The sequence below is a fragment of the Nocardia brasiliensis ATCC 700358 genome (assembly GCF_000250675.2).
Lineage (GTDB): Bacteria > Actinomycetota > Actinomycetes > Mycobacteriales > Mycobacteriaceae > Nocardia > Nocardia brasiliensis_B.
Genome location: NC_018681.1, coordinates 1674538 through 1692324, shown reverse-complemented (window position 1 = coordinate 1692324; position 17787 = coordinate 1674538). Strand labels below are relative to the sequence as shown.

Here is a 17787-nt window from a genome sequence, read left to right as displayed (position 1 = left end):
CTCGAGCCCCTTGCTCGCGTTCCGGCGGCGCCGCCGCCGTGCCCTCAGAGCTTGGCGGTGCGCGGCAGTGCGAAGAACCCCAGGGATATGAGGATCATGATGCCGATGCCGTAGGCGAGGGTGTAGCGGAAGGTGTGCGCGAAGTTGATCGCGTTGGCGTGCGCCCCCGCGTCGGTCAGCACCCGCGTGACCACCTCGTCAGCCGGTCCGCTCTGCTGACAGCTGTGCGGCACCTCGGACGGGTCCACCTGCGCCGACCGATCCTGTACGCAGGCCCGGAAATTCGCGAGGATCTGTTCCTGTGCGGGTGCAGGCAGACCGGCCGCGCTGAGTTCGGTGCGGATCGACGCCGTCGTCTCGTCGACGCCGCGCGCGGAATCGTGATCGAGCTGATTGAAGAACACGATGCCGACCAGCGCGACACCGAGCGCGATGCCGAGTTGCTGTCCGGTGTTGAGCAGGCCGGAGGCGGCCCCGGCGTCCTCGGTCCGCACCTGGCTGAGCACGAGATCGATGGTCGGCGCCACCACCAGGCCGAAGCCGAGGCCGATCACGAGCAGCGGCGTCATCATGTGCCAGGGTGTGGTGTCCGGGCCGTAGTGGGCGACGAACCAGCCGTAGAGCCCGAGGCCGAGGCCGGTGACCACACCGCCCGCGATCAGCACCTTGCGGCCGAAGCGCGGCGCGAGCACGCCGGCCGAGGCCGCCGCCCCGACGCCGGTGGCCACCGCGAAGAACAGTGAGGTGAGTCCGGCCCGCATCGGCGACCAGCCGAGGCCCACCTGCATGACCAGCGTCCACACCAGGAAGAACCCGCCGAAGCAGATCCAGAACAGGAGCCAGCTCGTCAGGCCGAGCGCGAAGGGCCGCAGCCGGAACAGGCTGAGATCGATCAGGGGTGAACCGACGGTGACGCGGCGCCTGCGCTCGTACCCGATGAACACCAGCAGCACCGCCACCGAAGCCGCGATCATGGCGAAAGTCCAAGCGGGCCAACCCAGTCGGCGACCTTCGGTGAGGGGATAGGTGAGCAGCAGGATCGCGGCGACGATCAGGACGACGCCCACCGGGTCCAGTCGCGACGCGGCCGCGGAGCGCGACTCCTTCATCACCAGCGCGCCCGCGATCACCGTCGCGATGCCGAAGGGGATGTTCACCAGGAAGATCGGCCGCCAGCCCAGATCGAACAGATTCCATTCCACCAGCAGCGCGCCCAGCGCAAGCCCGACCGCCGTCGCCGACCCGCATACGCCGCTGTACACCGCGATCGCCTTGGCCCGCTCCTTGACCGGGAAGGTGATCCGCAGGATGGCGAGGATCTGCGGCACCATCAGACCGGCCGCCGCGCCCTGCAGGAAGCGCGAGACGATCAGCGCGGTGGGACCGGAGCTCAGGCCGCACGCCGCGGAGGCCAGCGTGAAGCACGCCATGCCGATGAGGAAGACGCGCTTGCGCCCGTACAGGTCGCCGAGGCGCCCACCGGTGATGAGCGTCGCGGCGAAGGCGAGCACATACGCCGCGACAATCCATTCGATCTGCGAATACTGCGCGCGGAGGTCGCCCTGGATACTCGGCACCGCGACATTGACGATCGTGACATCCAGCAAATCCATGAAGCCGGCCGCCAGCACGATCGCGAACGTGATCCAACGGCGCGGATCGACGGTTGCCGGGTCGCCATCGGGTGGCGTCGACCGGTCGATATGCGCGTACTCGAGGTCCTGTGCCACGACTCTCCTGATTTCGCTCGAATGAGGCGATCGACGACGCCACGCTGACTTTCGTGCCCACCTGATCAACTTGCCGAACGCAACGCAACCTCGCCGTGAACAGACAGAATGCTACAGACCGGGACAGCGATCGCAATGCTCCTTCCGTAGCAGTAACCTGCCATTGGACGCACGGCGCGACCCTCGCTCGATCGTCCTGTAACCAGTTGTCGCACAGTAGATCTCAACTATCCTGCGACTATCGACCGGCCATCGACGCAGTCTTGCACACCGGCGAATCCCCACTATCCGCGACATAGTTTGTCAGGTCCGATAGGTTGTTACGTCCGTCACGCGGACTGCCCGGATAATTTGTCAGATCCACCTTTGCCGGCTCGAGAATATGTCACATCGATAATTTGTCATCTCGCGCCCTGCCGCTTTAGTTGTATGTGATTGCGCCCACCTGGGGGGTGCGGTATCTTCGGTACCGGGAGGTCTCGAAAAGACGTGCAGATAATGCCGTCGATATCATGATATGAGAGTTTTTCATGGAATATGTAATACTGGTCGATGAATCCGGTATTCCGCTCGGGTCGGCGGATAAAGCCTCGATTCACGACCACCAAACGCCGTTGCACCTGGCATTCTCCTGTTATGTATTCGGGCCGCAGGGTCATTTCCTGGTCACTCGCCGCGCCACTACCAAGCGCACCTGGCCGGGCGTCTGGACGAACTCCTGCTGCGGTCACCCGCAGCCCGGCGAAAAGATGGCCGACGCCATGTTGCGCAGGCTGTCGGACGAGCTCGGCCTGACACCTCGGCGCTGGGGGATGGCACTGCCGGACTTCCGCTACCGCGCCGTCATGGACGACGGCATCGTCGAGAACGAAATCTGCCCTGTCTTCGTGGCTTTCGTGGACGGCGACCCGGTCCCGAACCCCGCGGAGGTGGACGACTACGCCTGGATCGACTGGTCCGGCTTCAACGCGCTGGTGCGCACCGAGGCGCTGCAGATCTCGCCGTGGAGCCGACTGCAACTGGCCGAGCTGGCCACCCTGCCCGCCGACCCGGCGCAGTGGCCGATCCTGACCTCCGACTTACTGCCGCGGCGATGGCGCGAGCCACTCGGCGTGCCCGCTGCCGCCGCGACCACTTCCGGAAAGGAAGGGTAATGACCACCACTACCGCCGCCGGTGCCCTGCGCGAGACCACGCTCTCGCCCGCCGACCACGCTGTCGCCGAACGGATTCTGCGAATTGTCTTTCGCCGGCGCCGCACCGCCGAACCCGCCGATCCCTGCGCGACGAAGCCGTGCCCCGATTGTTTTGCGCCGCACCTGGAAACGGTCGGCCAGTTCATCGCGGCGAACAAGCCGATCCACTTCGTCATTCCCGCCTTCCCGGCGAAATCGCGCAACCGCCGCAAGACCATCGGGCGGCTGCCGGACCTGGGCGAGCAGATTGCGCTCGAATCCGTGCAGGGCTTCTGCGAACAGGTCTCGGCCGTGTACAAGCCCGGTGCGGTAGTGACGGTCTGCTCGGACGGGCACGTGTTCAGCGATGTGCTCGGCATCCCCGACGAGCACATCGACGACTACGGGCACGAGCTGATGCGGATGATCCGGTCCATCGGCGGCGGCGCGATCGGCCTGTACGGGCTGCGCGACGCGATGCCGGACCTGTCCTGGGACGAGCGCCGGGCGCGGCTGCTCGCCGAGTACTCCGAGTCCATCACCGAGATCAGGGAGACGGTGCGCACCGATCCCGCCGCGCGGCGCATGTTCAACGGCATCCACCGCTTCGTCACCGAGGACGACGCGGTGCTCTACGCCGAACTCAGTGCCACGCGCCGGCGCAATCAGGCCAAGCAGACCGCCTACGAGGTGGTACAGCGCAGTCAGGCCTGGAGCCGCCTCGTCGGTGAGGTCTTCCCCGCCGCCGTGCGCCTGTCCATTCATCCGCAGGACCACCACAGCAGCAAGATCGGCTTCCACCTGTTGCGCACCGTCGACGGCTGGCTCACCCCGTGGCACGGCGTCGTGCTCGACGACGGTGTGCGCCACGTCCTCGTGAAGCGGGCGCGCGCAGAGGAATTGGGCGGGCGCCTGGTGTGGCGCAACAGCAGGCCGAGCCATTTCGTCGTCGACGAGCCGGTCGATGACCACACCACATCAGCACTGGTTATTTCCGGAGGAGAGTTGTGAGCGACCAACTTCAGCAGACCCTGCTCGACGGCACCGACCTGGCGCCGTTCGGGCGCGTGGTGACCGCGGACCCGGGCGGGCGCACGCTCGCCGACGTGCCGATCGATCAGTTGCTGGCGACCACCCTCGCCGCCAAGGTCCTGGTGCTGCGCGGCTTCGACCTGCTCGACAAGACCGACCTGGAGGCCTACTGCATGGCCGCGGGCGAGCTGGTCCAGTGGGAGTTCGGCACCATCCTCGACCTGGTCGTCCAGGAGAACCCGCAGAACTACCTGTTCGACTCGGGGGACGTCCCGTTCCACTGGGACGGCGCCTGGTCGGAACGGGCCCCGCGCTTCTTCCTGTTCCAGTGCGTGCAGGGTTGTGCGCCCGGCGCGGGCGGGGAAACGGTCTTCTGCGATTCGACCCAGGTCTATCGCGAAGCGCCCGAAGAACTGCGTGAGCTGTGGGCCCGCACCTCGGTGACCTATCGCACCGACCGGCTCGCCCACTACGGCGGCACCATGACCCAGCCGCTGCTCGACACCCACCCGACCACCGGGGAGACGACCATCCGCTACGCCGAGCCGCTCGACCCGGCCCGCTACCGGAACCCGTTGTTCCTCACCGTCGAAGGGCTCGGCGCCGACGACGCGGTTCAGGTGATGGACGACCTGCGCGACCGGCTGCACGACCCGCGCTACTGCTACGACCACGCCTGGCAGACCGGCGACATCGTCGTCGCCGAGAACCACGCACTGCTGCACGGCCGCAACCGATTCCTCGGCTCGACCGCCCGGCACATGCAGCGGATCCAGATCATCTAGCGCACCCAGACTTTCGACGCCAGACAACGACGGCGCTCGCGACGCGGGCGCCGAAGTTCTGCCGTCCGCTGCCGAGCGCCGCGTCGAACCTTGCAACACAACAAGATTGGATTACCAGTCGTGGTCGATGTCATGACACCCGTTAAGTCTGTGCGAGCGTACGGGCGGCTCGCCAATCTCTATTTCCTCGACTACAACCTCGCCTATCCGATGGTGGCGACGTTGCTGCCCGCCGCGGTCGTGCGCGAAGGCCGCACCTGGGCCGCGTTCGGGGTGATCATCGTCGGATACTTCCTGGTGCACTGCGCGCTCATCGCGTTCGACGACATCACCGGGTTCCGGGACGGCAGCGACGCCAAGAACTATCGCGACAACCCGAGCGCCCTGCGGCGCGCGCACTGGAAACCCTTGGTAACCGGGGAACTCCGGCTTCCGCAGGCGCTGCGGTTCTCCTGGATCTGCCTGCTGTCCGGGCTGGCCCTGCTCGTGGTCGGGCTGCTCATCGCCCCCTACCATCCGCTGTGGCTGATCGTGCTCGCCGTCGTCGGCGCGTGCATCTCGGTGCAGTACTCCTACGGATTGAAGTTGAGCCACATCGGTTTTCAGGAACTGGTGCTGTTCCTGTTCACGATGCAGCTGGTCTTCGTGCCGTTCTGGGCACTGACCGGCGGCGTCACCACGCGCAGCATGATCGAGGGCGGGCTGTTCGCGTTCTGGCTGATGATGGTGTCCTGGTACTCCAACCTGCGCGATATCGAAACCGACCGCGGCGTCGGCCGGATCAACGTGGCCACCATGACCGGCGAACGCACCTACATCAACCTGCTCGGCGTGCTCGCGGTCGCCGACATCATCGTGGTGTTCGCGCTGATCGCCGTCGATGAACTGCCGCTCGCCTTCGGCTTGCTGCTGTGCCCGGTGTTCGCGCTGCGATTCGTCCAGTTCCGGCTCGGCGCGATCAAGCGCAATCCGCTCGTCGGCCGGCTACTCGGTCGCCGGCTCGCCTGGACCGGAGCGGTGCTGATGGCCATCGGCAACCTGTTCCTGGCGAACTGAGCTCGCAGCGAAAGGACACTGATGAACATCTCGAAAACCACACGGCGCAGCAAGATCTGGGTTCGCTGGCTGGTGCTGCACGGCGCGGCGGGCGTCATGCTGCGGATGATGGCGCGCCGCGGCGACCCGTTCGCCACCCTGCTGGTCGGCCCGGGCCGCGGCATCGATCCCTACCCCGACATGGAGCGAATCCGCGCCGCGGGCCGGATCGTGCCGACCCCGTTGCTCAACCTGACCGTCGACCTCGAGGTCTGCCGGACCATCATGCGGGACAGTCGATTCGGGGCCACCAAGCCCAGCCACATGAGCATGCCGAAGCCGGTGCGCTGGATGCTGGAGCACACCGGACAGGACCTGCCCAACCCCACCGACCCGCCCGCGCTGATCGCCCTGGACCCACCGGACCACAGTCGGCTGCGCCGCCCCGTCGTCGCCGCCTTCACCGCCGCCGCCATGCGGGACATGACCGATCGCATCGGCGTGGTGGCCGATGAACTGCTCGACGAGCTGGAACCGCGTTCGCACGCCGACCTGATCGCCGATTTCGCGGCCAAACTGCCGGTCGCGATCATCGCGCACCTGCTCGGCGTCCCCCAGCAGGATCATCCGAAGCTGCTGGAATGGGGCAACAGCGGGGCGCCGCTGTTCGATATCGGGGTGCGGCACGAGGGCTATCGCACCGGCATCGAGGGCCTCACCGACGCACAGCAGTACTTCAGCGACCACGTCGACCGGCTGCGAATCCAGCCGGGCCCCAGCATCTTCGGTCACGTCGTGGCGACGAGCGGGCTCGCTCAGCACGAACTGATGGCCACCGCCTCGATCATCATGGGCGCCGGGTTCGAGACGGCGATGAACATGCTCGGCAGCGGTATCGTGCTGCTGCTGCGCAATCCCGGCCAACTCGCCAAACTCCAGGCAGACCCGGAGCAGTGGGCGAGCGCGGTGGAGGAAATCCTGCGCATCGAAAGCCCCGCGCAGATGACCATGCGCACCGCGCACGAGGACGTCGAGGTCGCCGGTCACCGGATCCGCGCGGGCGAGGTGGTGATGCTGCTGCTCGGCGGCGCCAACCGCGACCCCGAACGCTTCACCGAACCGGCGACATTCGACATCGGCCGCGAAAGAGTGCGTGAGCACATCGCTTTCGGCCAAGGCATCCACACCTGCCTAGGCGCCCGCCTGGCCCGCCTCGAAGGCACCATCGGCCTGCGCAAACTGTTCGAACGCTTCCCCGACCTCGCCCTCGACGGCACCCCCGAACTCCGCGGCCTCGCCGTCCTCCGCGGCTACGACCGCGTCCCCGTCCGCCTCCGCTCCCCCTCGCCCCGCCCAACCCCCCACCTCGCCGCCACCCCTTAACCCTCCGTATCCCCTTGGCCGCCCGCAAAATTCGGTCTCACCGACCGCGGGCGGCCGCGGCGTCTCACCTCAAAGCGCCTCTGCCGGTGTGGGTCTCGGTTGGGTTGCCTGGCGCTGCCGGCCGTGTAGGTGGTGGGCCAGGAAGCGGTCGACGAGGTGGAACATTTCTATCTCGTTCTCCTGGTTCACGAAGCCGTGGCCTTCGTTGTCCTTGACCAGGTATTCGACCTCGACACCGCGCTCGCGCAGGACCGTGACCAGGTTGTCGGACTCGGCCTGGACTACTCGGACATCGTTGGCGCCCTGGACGACCAGCAGTGGCGTGCGGATCCGGTCCACGTGGGTGATGGGCGAGCGCGCGAGCATATCGGCCTCCTGGGCCGGGTCGTCCGGATCGCCGACGAACAGGTACCAGTTGTTGGCCATCATCGGGCGGGTGAACGGCGGCATGGTCCGCATGAAGTTCGCGAGGCTCGAGATACCGCAGTAGTCGATGGCGGCGGCGAACACATCCGGGGTGAAGGTGACGCCGACCAGCGCCGCGTAGCCGCCGTAGGAACCGCCGAAGATCGCCACCCGCTCCGGATCGGCGTAGCCCTGCGCCACCGCCCAGTCGACGCTGTCGATGAGATCATCGTGCATTTTGCCGGCGAACTCACCGATGGCCGCTTTGACATGAGCCTTCCCGTAACCGGTCGAGCCACGAAAGTTGACCTGCAGCACCGCGTATCCGCGGTTCGCCAGCAATTGCACGGCCGGGTCGAACCCCCAGGCATCACGCGTCCACGGGCCGCCGTGCACCAGCATTACCAGCGGCAGTCGGCTGGGCGACACGCCGACCGGCAAAGTCAGATACGACGGCAGGGTCAATCCGTCACGCGCGGTGATGGTCACCGGTGTCATCGGGGCCAGATCCGCGGGGTTCAGGTGCGGGTACGCGCGGAACAGCAGGCGACTCTCGCCGGAACCGTGGTCGTAGAAGTAGGTGACGCCGGGGTCCCGGTCGTGGGTGAAGGTGACCACCCAGCGCTGACCGCTCAGATCGGCGGACAGGGTGTGCAGGTCGCCGTCGGAGAGGCCGGTCAGCTTCGGCAGCACCTCGGCGAAATGCGGGTCCAGCGCGTGGATCACCTGTCGCTCGCCCGTATAGCGGGCCCCGATCAGCTCGCCGGTGCGCCTGTTGACGATGAGCGGTTCGGCGAAAGCGGTGATCCCGGCATCGAGATCGAAGGTGGGATGGCTGTCGACCTCGGTCTCCTGCCCGGTCGCCAGGTCGAGCCGGACCAGGCGGGTCCGGTCGGTGCCCCGGTTGGAACCGAGCCACACCCCCGTACCGTCGGGCGTGATCTGCAGCGGGTTGATCCCCATCGGATAGTCGGCGCCGTCCCAGACCGCGACAGGACGCAGCGTCTTCGTGGCGCTGTCCCACCGGCGCAGTTCGACATCGCCGTCGGCGGTGAGCGCCATCGCGAACAGGTCGCCGGCGTGACTGCTCAGCCAGCCGTAGGTCGCGCCTTGGCTCTCGGCGAGCAGGGTGAGTTCGCCGGTGCCGAGGTCGAGTTCATACGCGTCGAACGCCGCCGGCGTCCGCTTGTTCAGCTGCACGATCGCGGTACCCGGCTTGCCGAGCGGCAACTCGAAACCGAGCAGCCGCACGCCGGGAAACGGCGTCAGGTCGACGGCCGCGGCGTCCGCGTTCTCCGGATCGACGCGGTATAGGTGCCAGTTCTCGTCGCCGTTGTCGTCCTGGAGGTAGAGCAACCACCGCGAATCGTCGGTCCAGCGGTAGTGGAACACGCTGCGGTTGTCGTCCGCGGTGACGCAACGGGCCGGCTCGGCTCCATCGAGGCGCTGCACCCACACGTTCAAACGGTGCTGCCACGGTGCCAGGTAGGCGATGCGCGTTCCGTCCGGCGAGATCGTCGCGGCGGCGCGCGCCGGTGAACCGAACAGTTCCTCGACCGGGATGACTGCTGGTAATGCCATGACTGTCCTTTCGCTCGGTGCTCCGATGCCAGCAGACACCGTGCCGTTGCGGCACACTCAAGCCGGATGTGCGCGAGAACACGGCGAAAGGACAGCCCATGGCGTGGAGCACCAGCCAGCTCGCCGAGCTGGCAGGCACCACTTTGCGAGCGGTCCGGCACTACCACGAGGTCGGGTTGCTCGCCGAGCCCGAACGCCGCGCGAACGGCTACAAGAGTTACGGCGTCGCGCACCTCGTGCGGCTGCTGCGCATCAAACGGCTGACCGAACTAGGGTTCTCGCTGTCCCAGATCGCCGCCATGGGCACGGCCGACGTCCCGCCGGAACAAGCGTTACGCACCTTGGACGCCGAGCTGGCCGCGAACATCGCACGCCTGCAACAGGTCCGGACCGAGCTCGCCACCGCCATGACGCAGGGCACGCCGGCCGAACTTCCACCCGCGCTGGCCGCCGCCTCCGCCCACATCGAACTCTCCGAAGCCGACCGGGCTTTCATCGTGGTGCTGTCGCGAGTGCTCGGACCCGCCGGCATCGAAACCTACATCGAACTGTTCCAGGACTACCGCACCGAACCCGAAGCCCTCGAATTCGATCGACTCCCCGCCGACGCCGACGACCACACCAAACAGGACCTCGCCGAACGCACCGTTCCCCTCATCCGCGCCTTGGTCACCGCCCACCCCGGACTGCTCACCACCACCGACGACGCACCCCGCGGCCGCCGCTTCGCCGCCGAGGCCATCGGCACAGCCATCGATGACCTGTACAACCCCGCGCAACTCGACGTTCTCGCTCGGGTGAGCCGGCTACTCGACAGTGGCTAGACGGCGAATTCTGTTGCACTCCAATGGCAGCGGGCCTGTGCCCGGGAGGGCCTCGGAAGGCCCGACTGAGCGGCGTGGCGTGTACCAAGCGACAGATAGGTGGGCTTCACAGAGTTTCGATACGGTTCACAGGGGTTGTAGCTGCTGTGAACCGTAGAGACGGTCTGTGAGGCCCCCTAGGCGCACTGTCACCTGCAGCGGATCACGGCCAGAACCCCAGGTCGGCGTGTACCAAGCGACAGCTTGGTGCGTGTCCACACGCGGAGACCCCACAGCCGCACCACTTCTCGGGATCTACACCCTTTCTGGCCGCCCGAAAGCGGTGTAAATCCCGAGAACTGGTGCGGATCCCCAAGCACCCACAGACCATTCGCCCGCCCCCAGCAAGGAACGCTCGAGCACGGCACCACAGCCAGACGACCACGCCGGGTCGCGACATCGCGCACCTGACCCGCGCCTACAGCCGGGGACGGCACCCGACGCGCTCAGCACTATCCAGGTAACTCCCGCGGCAGGAACACCTCACTGAGCTGGCAAACTTCGGGAGCCAGCCAACTACCCCAAACGCAACAACGCAGGGCCCACGCCGCCCCGCCGCCCCGGCAACCAAAACCCAAACGCAACAACGCAGGGCAAACGCCGCCCCGGCAGCCAGCAACCCCAAACGCGAACCATCAACGACACACGTCATACCCGGCAACCGACTGCCGCAACCACCGATCCCGAAGCGCCACGGCAACTGCCGCAGGGATCTGTGCGCACGTCAGCCGGAACTGTTACGGGCGGGGAAGAAGCCGGTGCGGCGGAAGGCGGTGATGTAGGTGTCCAGGGCGTGGGCGTCGATGGGGTGGCAGGTGATCGCGCTGCCGGTGAGGGCGCGGGCGGTGTTGGTGGCGTCGATGACCAGGTCGGGTGGGGTGGTGGCGAAGTTGCCGCCGAGCAGGGCGGCGCGGACCAGGGAGTCGTCGCCGGTCTGGAAGCGGGTGTGTGCCTGTTCGGTGAGGCGGCGGCGGACGTCGTCGAATGTTGTTGTCTCGATGGGTAATCCGTGGCGGCGCAGACAGTCGAAGAGGGTGCGGATCGCCACCGGCTCGTCGTTCACCAGATGGTAGGCGGTGGCGGTGGCGGGATTCAGCGAGATTTCGACGATGGCCCGCGCCACGTAGGTCACCGGCACCAGTGCGATGCGCGCCGCGCCGACGTCGGGGGCGACACCGAGGATCACCGCCGCGCGGATCATGTTCCAGAACGAGTCGTCGGTGCTGTTGATGCCGACCTGAAGGTCCCCGGACACCAATCCCGGGCGATAGACCCGCGCGGGCACACCGCGCTCGGCGGCTTGCAGGATCAGTTGCTCGGCAGCCCATTTGGACGAGATGTATCCCTGTCCCGGTAGCTCGTCCGCCGCGAGCCGGGTGTGCTCGTACACGGATGCCCCGGGCGCGGCCGAGATCACGGTGTTGACGGTCGAGACGAAGTGCACGGGTTTGAGCCGACGAGTGGTGGCCAGCCGCAGCACTTCCCGGGTTCCTTCGACATTGGCGGCACGCAAGCGCGAATAGTGCTCGAGGTGGTTGACGCGGGCACCGTTGTGGTAGATGACGTCGATCCGGTCGGCAAGCCAGGCATGTTCGGTATCGGACAGACCGAACGCAGGTTGCGCGAGATCGCCTGGCACCGGGACGATCCGGGTCTCCAGCGCGTCGTCCCACAGCTGGTACAGCTGCAGGGCCTCCTGGATTCGCGTACGGCCGGCCCGGGCATTCTCGGCGCGCACCAGACACCACACCACGGCGTCGGTGCGGTCCAGTAGTTCGCGCAACAGGTACGCGCCGACGAACCCGGTCGCACCGGTCAACAGCACGTCACGGGCGCCGCCGCGGTGACTCGGCGCGAGACCGTCGACCGAGATGTCCGGCGCGAGCACCGCATCGGCGGCGACCATGGCCGGGTCGTGCACCGCAGCTTCCTGACCCGCGATGCGCGCGGCGAGCGCACGCACGGTGGACGCGCCGAACACCGCCGCGACCGGCAACTCGATGCCGCGCGCCGCCAACGCGTGTTGCAGGGCGAGTGTGCGCAGGGAGGTACCGCCGCGCGCGAAGAAGTCGTCGTCTGCGCCGACGTGGTCGAGGTCGAGCACCTCCGCGAAGACCGCGGCCACGATCTCCTCGGTCGGTGTGGCCGGCGCGCGGAACGTCGTCGCGTCGAAGCTGGGCGCGGGCAGCGCCTTTCGATCGAGCTTGCCGACCGGGGTCAGCGGTACCTCATCGAGCACGACGATCGCGGCGGGCACCATGTGCCGCGGCAGAATGCGCTCGGCCTCCGTGCGAAGCCGGTCCGGGTCGAGTGTGCGTCCCGGTGCCGCGCGCACGTAGCCGACCAGAACCGTTTCTCCCGTGGGTGTCTCGTGTCCGACGGTGACCGCGAACCCGACCTCGTCGGGTGCGCCCAGCACCGCGTCGATTTCACCGAGTTCGATCCGGAACCCACGGATCTTCACCTGGAAGTCGGAGCGCCCCACGTACTTCAGTGCCGACTGCCCGTCGCTCGGCGCATACCAGCGCACCAGATCACCGGTCCGGAACATCCGCTCCCCCGGCGCACCCCAGGGGTTGGCGACGAACCGGTGCGCTGTGAGCGCGGCGCGGTCATGATAGCCGCGGGCCAAAGTGGCACCCGCTAAGTACAATTCGCCGGTCACGCCCGGCGGTACGGGATGCAGCCGAGCGTCCAGCACCACCGCGGTCACCCCGCGCACCGGTCCGCCGATGGTCACTTCGCGCCCCGCGTGCTGGGCACCGAAGGTGGCCGCGATGGTGACCTCGGTCGGGCCGTAGGCGTTGACGTAGCGACGGCCGGGCTCCCACTTCGCCACCAGATCGGGCGGGGTGACATCGCCGCCCACCAGGAACGTGCGGGTCGGCACCGCAGCCGGGTCGGCGGTGCTGAGCACGGCCGGAGTGACGCTGCAATGCGTCACCCGCTCGTCGCGCAGCACTGCGGCGAACTCGGGGCCGCCGAACACGGTGGGCGGTAGCACCACCAAGGTCGCACCGACCGACAACGCGCACAGCCACTCCAGCGCGGCCGGGTCGAAACTCGGCGAAATCGAATGCAACAGAACATGTTCCGAGTCAATGCCCAATTCATCCACGGCATGCTCGACCAACCCGGCCAGTCCCGCGTGCGTCACCACGACCCCCTTCGGCACCCCTGTCGACCCGGAGGTGTAGATCAGATATGCCGGATTGTGCAGGCGCAGTGGCGTTCTCCGATCGATATCGGTGACCGGCGCTGCCGAGCGGCGCGCGACGAGTGCGGCGACGTCGGGATGATCGAGTTCGAGCCAGGTCACCTCGCTGGGCAGTCGCTCCAGGTGTTCAGTGGTGGTGACACCCACTACTGCCGCCGAGTCGATCACCATGTGACGCACCCGATCCACCGGATACGCCGGGTCGACCGGAACGTAGGCGCCGCCGGCTTTGCCCACCGCCAGCGCCGCGGCGAGCATCGCGTACCCGCGCGGCAACGCCACGACGACGAGTCGCTCCGGGCCCACGCCGTGATCGATCAGCACGCGCGCCAGCCGCGAGGAGTACTCGTCGAGTTCGCCGTAACTGATCGAGCGGCCGTTCTCGCGGACCGCGATGCGGGCACGCCCATGCGCCAGGCCCCGCAGCAGCAGGTCCGGCATCGGCACGCCCGGCGGCATCGGCACGGGGTGGTTCCGGGTGAGCGCGGTGTACTCGTCGGCGGCGAGCAGCGGCAGATCCCCCACCGGCCGGCGCGGCTGAGCGACGATCGCCGCGAGCAACCGCGCGAACCGTTCGGCGGCGTGCCGAATCGTGACTTCGTCGAACAGGTCCCGCGCGTAGGAGAACCGGCCCGCGAGCCCTGCATCGCTCTCCCCGATCACCAGGGACAGGTCGCACTTCTCGATATCGTTGTCGAAATCGACCGCGGTGACCGACAGCCCGGGTAGTTCGAATGCCGTCGCCGGCAGGTTCTGGAACGCCAAGCCGATCTGGAACAAGGGATTTCGCGCGGTCGAGCGGTCCGGCTCGAGCAGTTCGACCAACCGCTCGAACGGAATGTCGGCGTGCGCGAACGCCTGCAGGTCGCTGTCGCGGACCCGCGCGAGCAATTCCTCGAAGTTCCCCTGTCCGCGCACTCGCGTACGCAGGACCAGCGTGTTGACGAACATGCCGATGAGATCGTCGAGTTCGGGTTCGCCGCGCCCCGCCACCGCCGTGCCGACGGCGATGTCGTCGGTACCCGACCACCGGGACAGCAAGATCGCGAAAGCGGCGTGCACCACCATGAACAACGTCGCGTTGTGCTCGCGGGACAGTTCCGTCAGTCCGCGATACACCGCGCCGTCGATCGAAAAGGCCACGTGCCCACCGGCGAACGAGCGCGTCGCGGGCCGCGGCCGATCGAACGGCAGGTCGAGTTCGTCGGGCGCACCGGCCAGTTCGGCGCGCCAGAACCGCGCCTGGCCCGCGAGCAAGCTGTCCGGATCGGTGTCGGCACCGAGGGTCGCCCGCTGCCAGACACTGAAATCGGCGTACTGCACCGGCAGCGGCGCCCACTCGGGCGCGACGCCGGTCGAGCGAGCCGCGTAGGCCACCATCACATCTCGGGTCAACGGCAGCATCGACCACCCGTCGCTGCAGATGTGATGCGCGACGAGGACCAGCACGTGCTCGGTGGTCGCGGCCCCGGCGGCGATCCGGAACAGTTCGGCTCGCAGCGGAACCTGCACTGCCACATCGAATCCGGTGGTCGCCACCGCGAAGATCCGCGGCAGCACCGCCGCCGGGTCGATCGTTTCCACGGTGAGATCGATCGCCGTCTGCGCTGGGTCCAGGATCGCCTGGTAGGCAACGCCGTCGGATTGCGGATAGTAGGTGCGCAGCGTTTCGTGCCGTGCGATCACATCGCCGACCGCCAGGCGCAGCGCCGCCGGGTCGAGTTCGCCGGTCAGCCGCACCGCGACCGGAATGTTGTAGACCGCCGAGGCGGGGTCGAATTGATTGATGAACCACATGCGCTGCTGGGCCACCGAGAGCGGGATGTGCTCCGGGCGCGGTCCGGCCACGAGCGGCCTGCGCGCCCCCGCGCCCAGATGCCTGCCGACCTCGACGGCCAGATCCGCGACCGTGGGCGCGTGGAAGAGCAGCCGCGCGGGCACGCGCGCATCCAGGGCCGCGCCGAGCCGGGCCGCGGCCTGCGCGGCCAGCAGCGAGTTGCCGCCGAGTGCGAAGAAGTTGTCGTCCAAGCCGATTCGAACATCGCCGAGGACCGAGGCGAATACCTCGGCGACGGTCCGTTCGAGGGGGTGCGTCGGCGCACGGAATACCGCGGTATCGACGACCGGCGCGGGCAACGCCTTACGGTCCAGCTTGCCGTGCGCGGTCAGCGGCAGTGCGTCGACATGGACGATCGCCGAGGGCACCATATGGTCCGGCAGCAGCTTGGCCACCGCGGCGCGCACCACCGCGGGCACTACCTGTCCGACCAGGTAGGCGACGATCCGTCGATCACCCGGGGTGTCCTCGCGGACGACCACAGCCGCCTGCCGCACCGATGCCACAGCGAGCAGCGCGGTCTCGATTTCGCCGAGTTCGATGCGGAACCCGCGCACCTTCACCTGGTGGTCGGCACGGCCGAGGTAGACGAGCTTGCCGTCGGCCTGCCAGGCGGCCATATCACCCGACCGATAGAGACGGGAACCGTTGGAAGCGAACGGGTTCGCCACGAACCGGCCCGCGGTCAGACCGGCGCGGCCGAGGTAGCCTCGCGCCAGCTGCGCGCCCGCGACATAGATCTCCCCCGGCACGCCCGCCGGGACCGGACGCATCCGGTCGTCGAGCACCAGAATTCGCAAACCGGGGATGGCAGCGCCGATTACGCTGCGCTCACCGATGGCGACGGCATGAAAAGTGGTATGCACGGTGGTCTCGGTGATGCCGTACATATTCACCAACCGGGTGCCCGGGCCGTGCCGATCCTGCCACGCGTCCACGCGCCGGAAATCGAGCGCCTCGCCACCGAATACGATGTACCGCAATGACAATGGCGCATCAACCGCGTCGTCTGACGATGCCACGCGGTCCGCCTCCGCGAGCTGATAGAACGCCGAGGGCGTTTGATTCAGCACGGTAACTCGCTCCGAACGCAGCAATTCCAGGAATTGGCCGGGGGCGCGAGAGGTTTCGTAGTCCACGACCACCAACTTGCCGCCGTGCAGCAACGCCCCCCACAGCTCCCACACCGCGAAGTCGAAGGCGTACGAGTGGAACATCGTCCACACGTCCCGCTGGTCGAAGCCGAACTGCGCCCTGGTGTTCGCGAACAACGCGAGCACGTTGCGATGCGGGACCTGCACGCCTTTGGGCCGTCCGGTGGAACCGGAGGTGTAGATCACGTACGCGAGGTTCTCCGGCCGCAAGGCCAGCACACGCTCGTCGTCGTCGATCGGCGCTCCGTTGAGATCGACCACCCGGCCCACATCGATCGTGGGTGTGGTGCCGGGCAGCGTAATTCCGGCACGGGTCAGCACGCACGCCGGTGCGGCGTCGGCGAGCAGATAGGCGATCCGGTCGGCCGGATAAGCCGGATCGATCGGCAGATAGCCGCCGCCCGCCTTGATGATCGCCAGGAGTGCGACCACCAGATCCACCGAGCGCGGCAGTGCCACCGCCACCACATGCTCCGGGCCGATCCCGCGCGCGATCAGCCTGCGCGCCAACCTGTTCGACCGCACGTCGAGCTCGCGATAGGTCAGCGTCGCGGGACCGCAGGTCACCGCGGTGGCGTCCGGGAACGCCCGGACCACCTCGTCGAACAAGGTGGCCAACGTCTTGTCCGGGCTCGGATACGCCGTGCGCGGAAAGACGGTGCCGAAGAAGACGCCGAGTTGGCCCGGCACCTGTCCGCGCTCGAGAAGCGGTCCGATCGCCGCCACCTCGGCCTGCGTCACGGGCACGACTTCGCCACCCCCGGTGCACGACCCGGACAGATAGGCGATGTCAGCACCCTGCACGGGGCGGAGCCGATCCACGTAAGTCACTGGCTCACTGGACAACTGGGCGAGTTCGCGCCGCACGCCGGGATCATCGACCACCAGCCATCGGAGCCAGGACGGCGTATTCGCGCGGGTCGCCGCCGCCGTACAGCCGATGACCGGCCCCGCGGCCGTCACCAACCGCTCCCGCCCCTCGGACTCGTGCGGGTCGAGCACGAGAAAGCCCGCGCCGGTCTTCGCCACCGCCCACATCACGAGCACCGCCTCGACCGAGGATTCGATCACGACCGCGACCAGATCCCCGGGGCCGATCCCCCGGCCGATCAGCAGGCGCGCCAAGCGCGACGAGAGATCGTCCAGCTCGCGATAGCGCAACGCGGCGCCCCGGAACGCGACCGCGGTCCCGTCCGGATCGGCTTCCACCGCAACCGCCAGCAATCGCGGCAGCGTGGCGCCCCCGGACCGCGACGCCCGCGCCCGTCGCGCACGACTCGGTTCCCGCGTCGGCCCAGCCGCTACGGACGCGCTATCCCGCACTTCGATCTCCCCTGCACATTTCTTTGTTCAGCAGCTTGCTCAGCGACTGCTGTCGCGATTGGTCACTTGACCAGTTCGCGGCGTGTCGGATTTCCCTACGTCGACAGCACGGCCGCCGATCGCTCGCCGGATTCTTATCATGAACCGCACCTTCCCACTCCCGATCGAGGTTTTCAAATGAAAGTTGCTGTCAGATAGCTCCCATCCAAGGCTACCGCGCGGTCGGTATCGAAAGGTTGCACATGTGGCAACGCAGCGCTCGCGCCGC

General features: G+C 67.6%; 9 protein-coding genes. 6 read left to right on the top strand and 3 right to left on the bottom strand.

The window, feature by feature from the left end; translation table 11 throughout:
* Positions 1-44 precede the first annotated feature (44 nt).
* Entirely contained in the window at positions 45-1730 is a 1686-nt protein-coding gene (locus O3I_RS07495; RefSeq protein WP_014982297.1) for an MFS transporter, read from the bottom strand.
* A 530-nt stretch (positions 1731-2260) separates the two neighbouring features.
* Between O3I_RS07495 and idi the strand changes: the two genes are divergently transcribed.
* The 5 genes from idi to O3I_RS07470 all read left to right on the top strand — a co-directional run bounded on the left by idi (position 2261) and on the right by O3I_RS07470 (position 7139).
* Positions 2261-2884: an isopentenyl-diphosphate Delta-isomerase gene (idi, locus tag O3I_RS07490; RefSeq protein WP_014982296.1), complete on the top strand. Its 624-nt coding sequence runs from the start codon at positions 2261-2263 to the stop codon at positions 2882-2884.
* On the top strand, positions 2884-3915 hold the full coding sequence (locus tag O3I_RS07485) for an L-tyrosine/L-tryptophan isonitrile synthase family protein (RefSeq protein WP_014982295.1): 1032 nt from the start codon (positions 2884-2886) through the stop codon (positions 3913-3915). The genes idi and O3I_RS07485 overlap by 1 nt, the downstream gene beginning before the upstream one ends.
* On the top strand, positions 3912-4721 hold the full coding sequence (locus O3I_RS07480; protein WP_014982294.1) for a TauD/TfdA dioxygenase family protein: 810 nt from the start codon (positions 3912-3914) through the stop codon (positions 4719-4721). Before O3I_RS07485 ends, O3I_RS07480 begins: the two co-directional genes overlap by 4 nt.
* A 132-nt stretch (positions 4722-4853) precedes the next feature.
* On the top strand, positions 4854-5777 hold the full coding sequence (locus tag O3I_RS07475; protein WP_081869343.1) for a UbiA family prenyltransferase: 924 nt from the start codon (positions 4854-4856) through the stop codon (positions 5775-5777).
* A gap of 21 nt (positions 5778-5798) precedes the next feature.
* Entirely contained in the window at positions 5799-7139 is a 1341-nt protein-coding gene (locus tag O3I_RS07470) for a cytochrome P450 (protein ID WP_014982292.1), read from the top strand.
* A gap of 69 nt (positions 7140-7208) precedes the next feature.
* Here the strand turns inward: O3I_RS07470 and O3I_RS07465 are convergent, their stop codons facing one another.
* Positions 7209-9125 (bottom strand): S9 family peptidase, encoded by a 1917-nt coding sequence (locus O3I_RS07465; RefSeq protein WP_014982291.1) that lies wholly within the window; start codon positions 9123-9125, stop codon positions 7209-7211.
* Positions 9126-9223: 98 nt separating this feature from the next.
* Between O3I_RS07465 and O3I_RS07460 the strand changes: the two genes are divergently transcribed.
* Entirely contained in the window at positions 9224-9949 is a 726-nt protein-coding gene (locus O3I_RS07460) for a MerR family transcriptional regulator (RefSeq protein WP_014982290.1), read from the top strand.
* A gap of 763 nt (positions 9950-10712) precedes the next feature.
* Here O3I_RS07460 and O3I_RS07455 read toward each other — a convergent pair.
* The gene (locus tag O3I_RS07455) at positions 10713-17420 is read right to left on the bottom strand and encodes a non-ribosomal peptide synthetase (RefSeq protein ID WP_051066508.1); all 6708 of its coding nucleotides are present in this window, start codon (positions 17418-17420) and stop codon (positions 10713-10715) included.
* Between the last annotated feature and the right edge of the window lie 367 nt (positions 17421-17787).

Bases quoted from the DNA above. Each gene is read 5' to 3' on its own strand.
- idi (WP_014982296.1), top strand. From the start codon at position 2,261: ATGGAATATGTAATACTGGTCGATGAATCCGGTATTCCGCTCGGGTCG.
- O3I_RS07485 (WP_014982295.1), top strand. From the start codon at position 2,884: ATGACCACCACTACCGCCGCCGGTGCCCTGCGCGAGACCACGCTCTCG.
- O3I_RS07475 (WP_081869343.1), top strand. From the start codon at position 4,854: ATGACACCCGTTAAGTCTGTGCGAGCGTACGGGCGGCTCGCCAATCTC.
- O3I_RS07470 (WP_014982292.1), top strand. From the start codon at position 5,799: ATGAACATCTCGAAAACCACACGGCGCAGCAAGATCTGGGTTCGCTGG.
- O3I_RS07465 (WP_014982291.1), bottom strand. From the start codon at position 9,125: ATGGCATTACCAGCAGTCATCCCGGTCGAGGAACTGTTCGGTTCACCG.
- O3I_RS07460 (WP_014982290.1), top strand. From the start codon at position 9,224: ATGGCGTGGAGCACCAGCCAGCTCGCCGAGCTGGCAGGCACCACTTTG.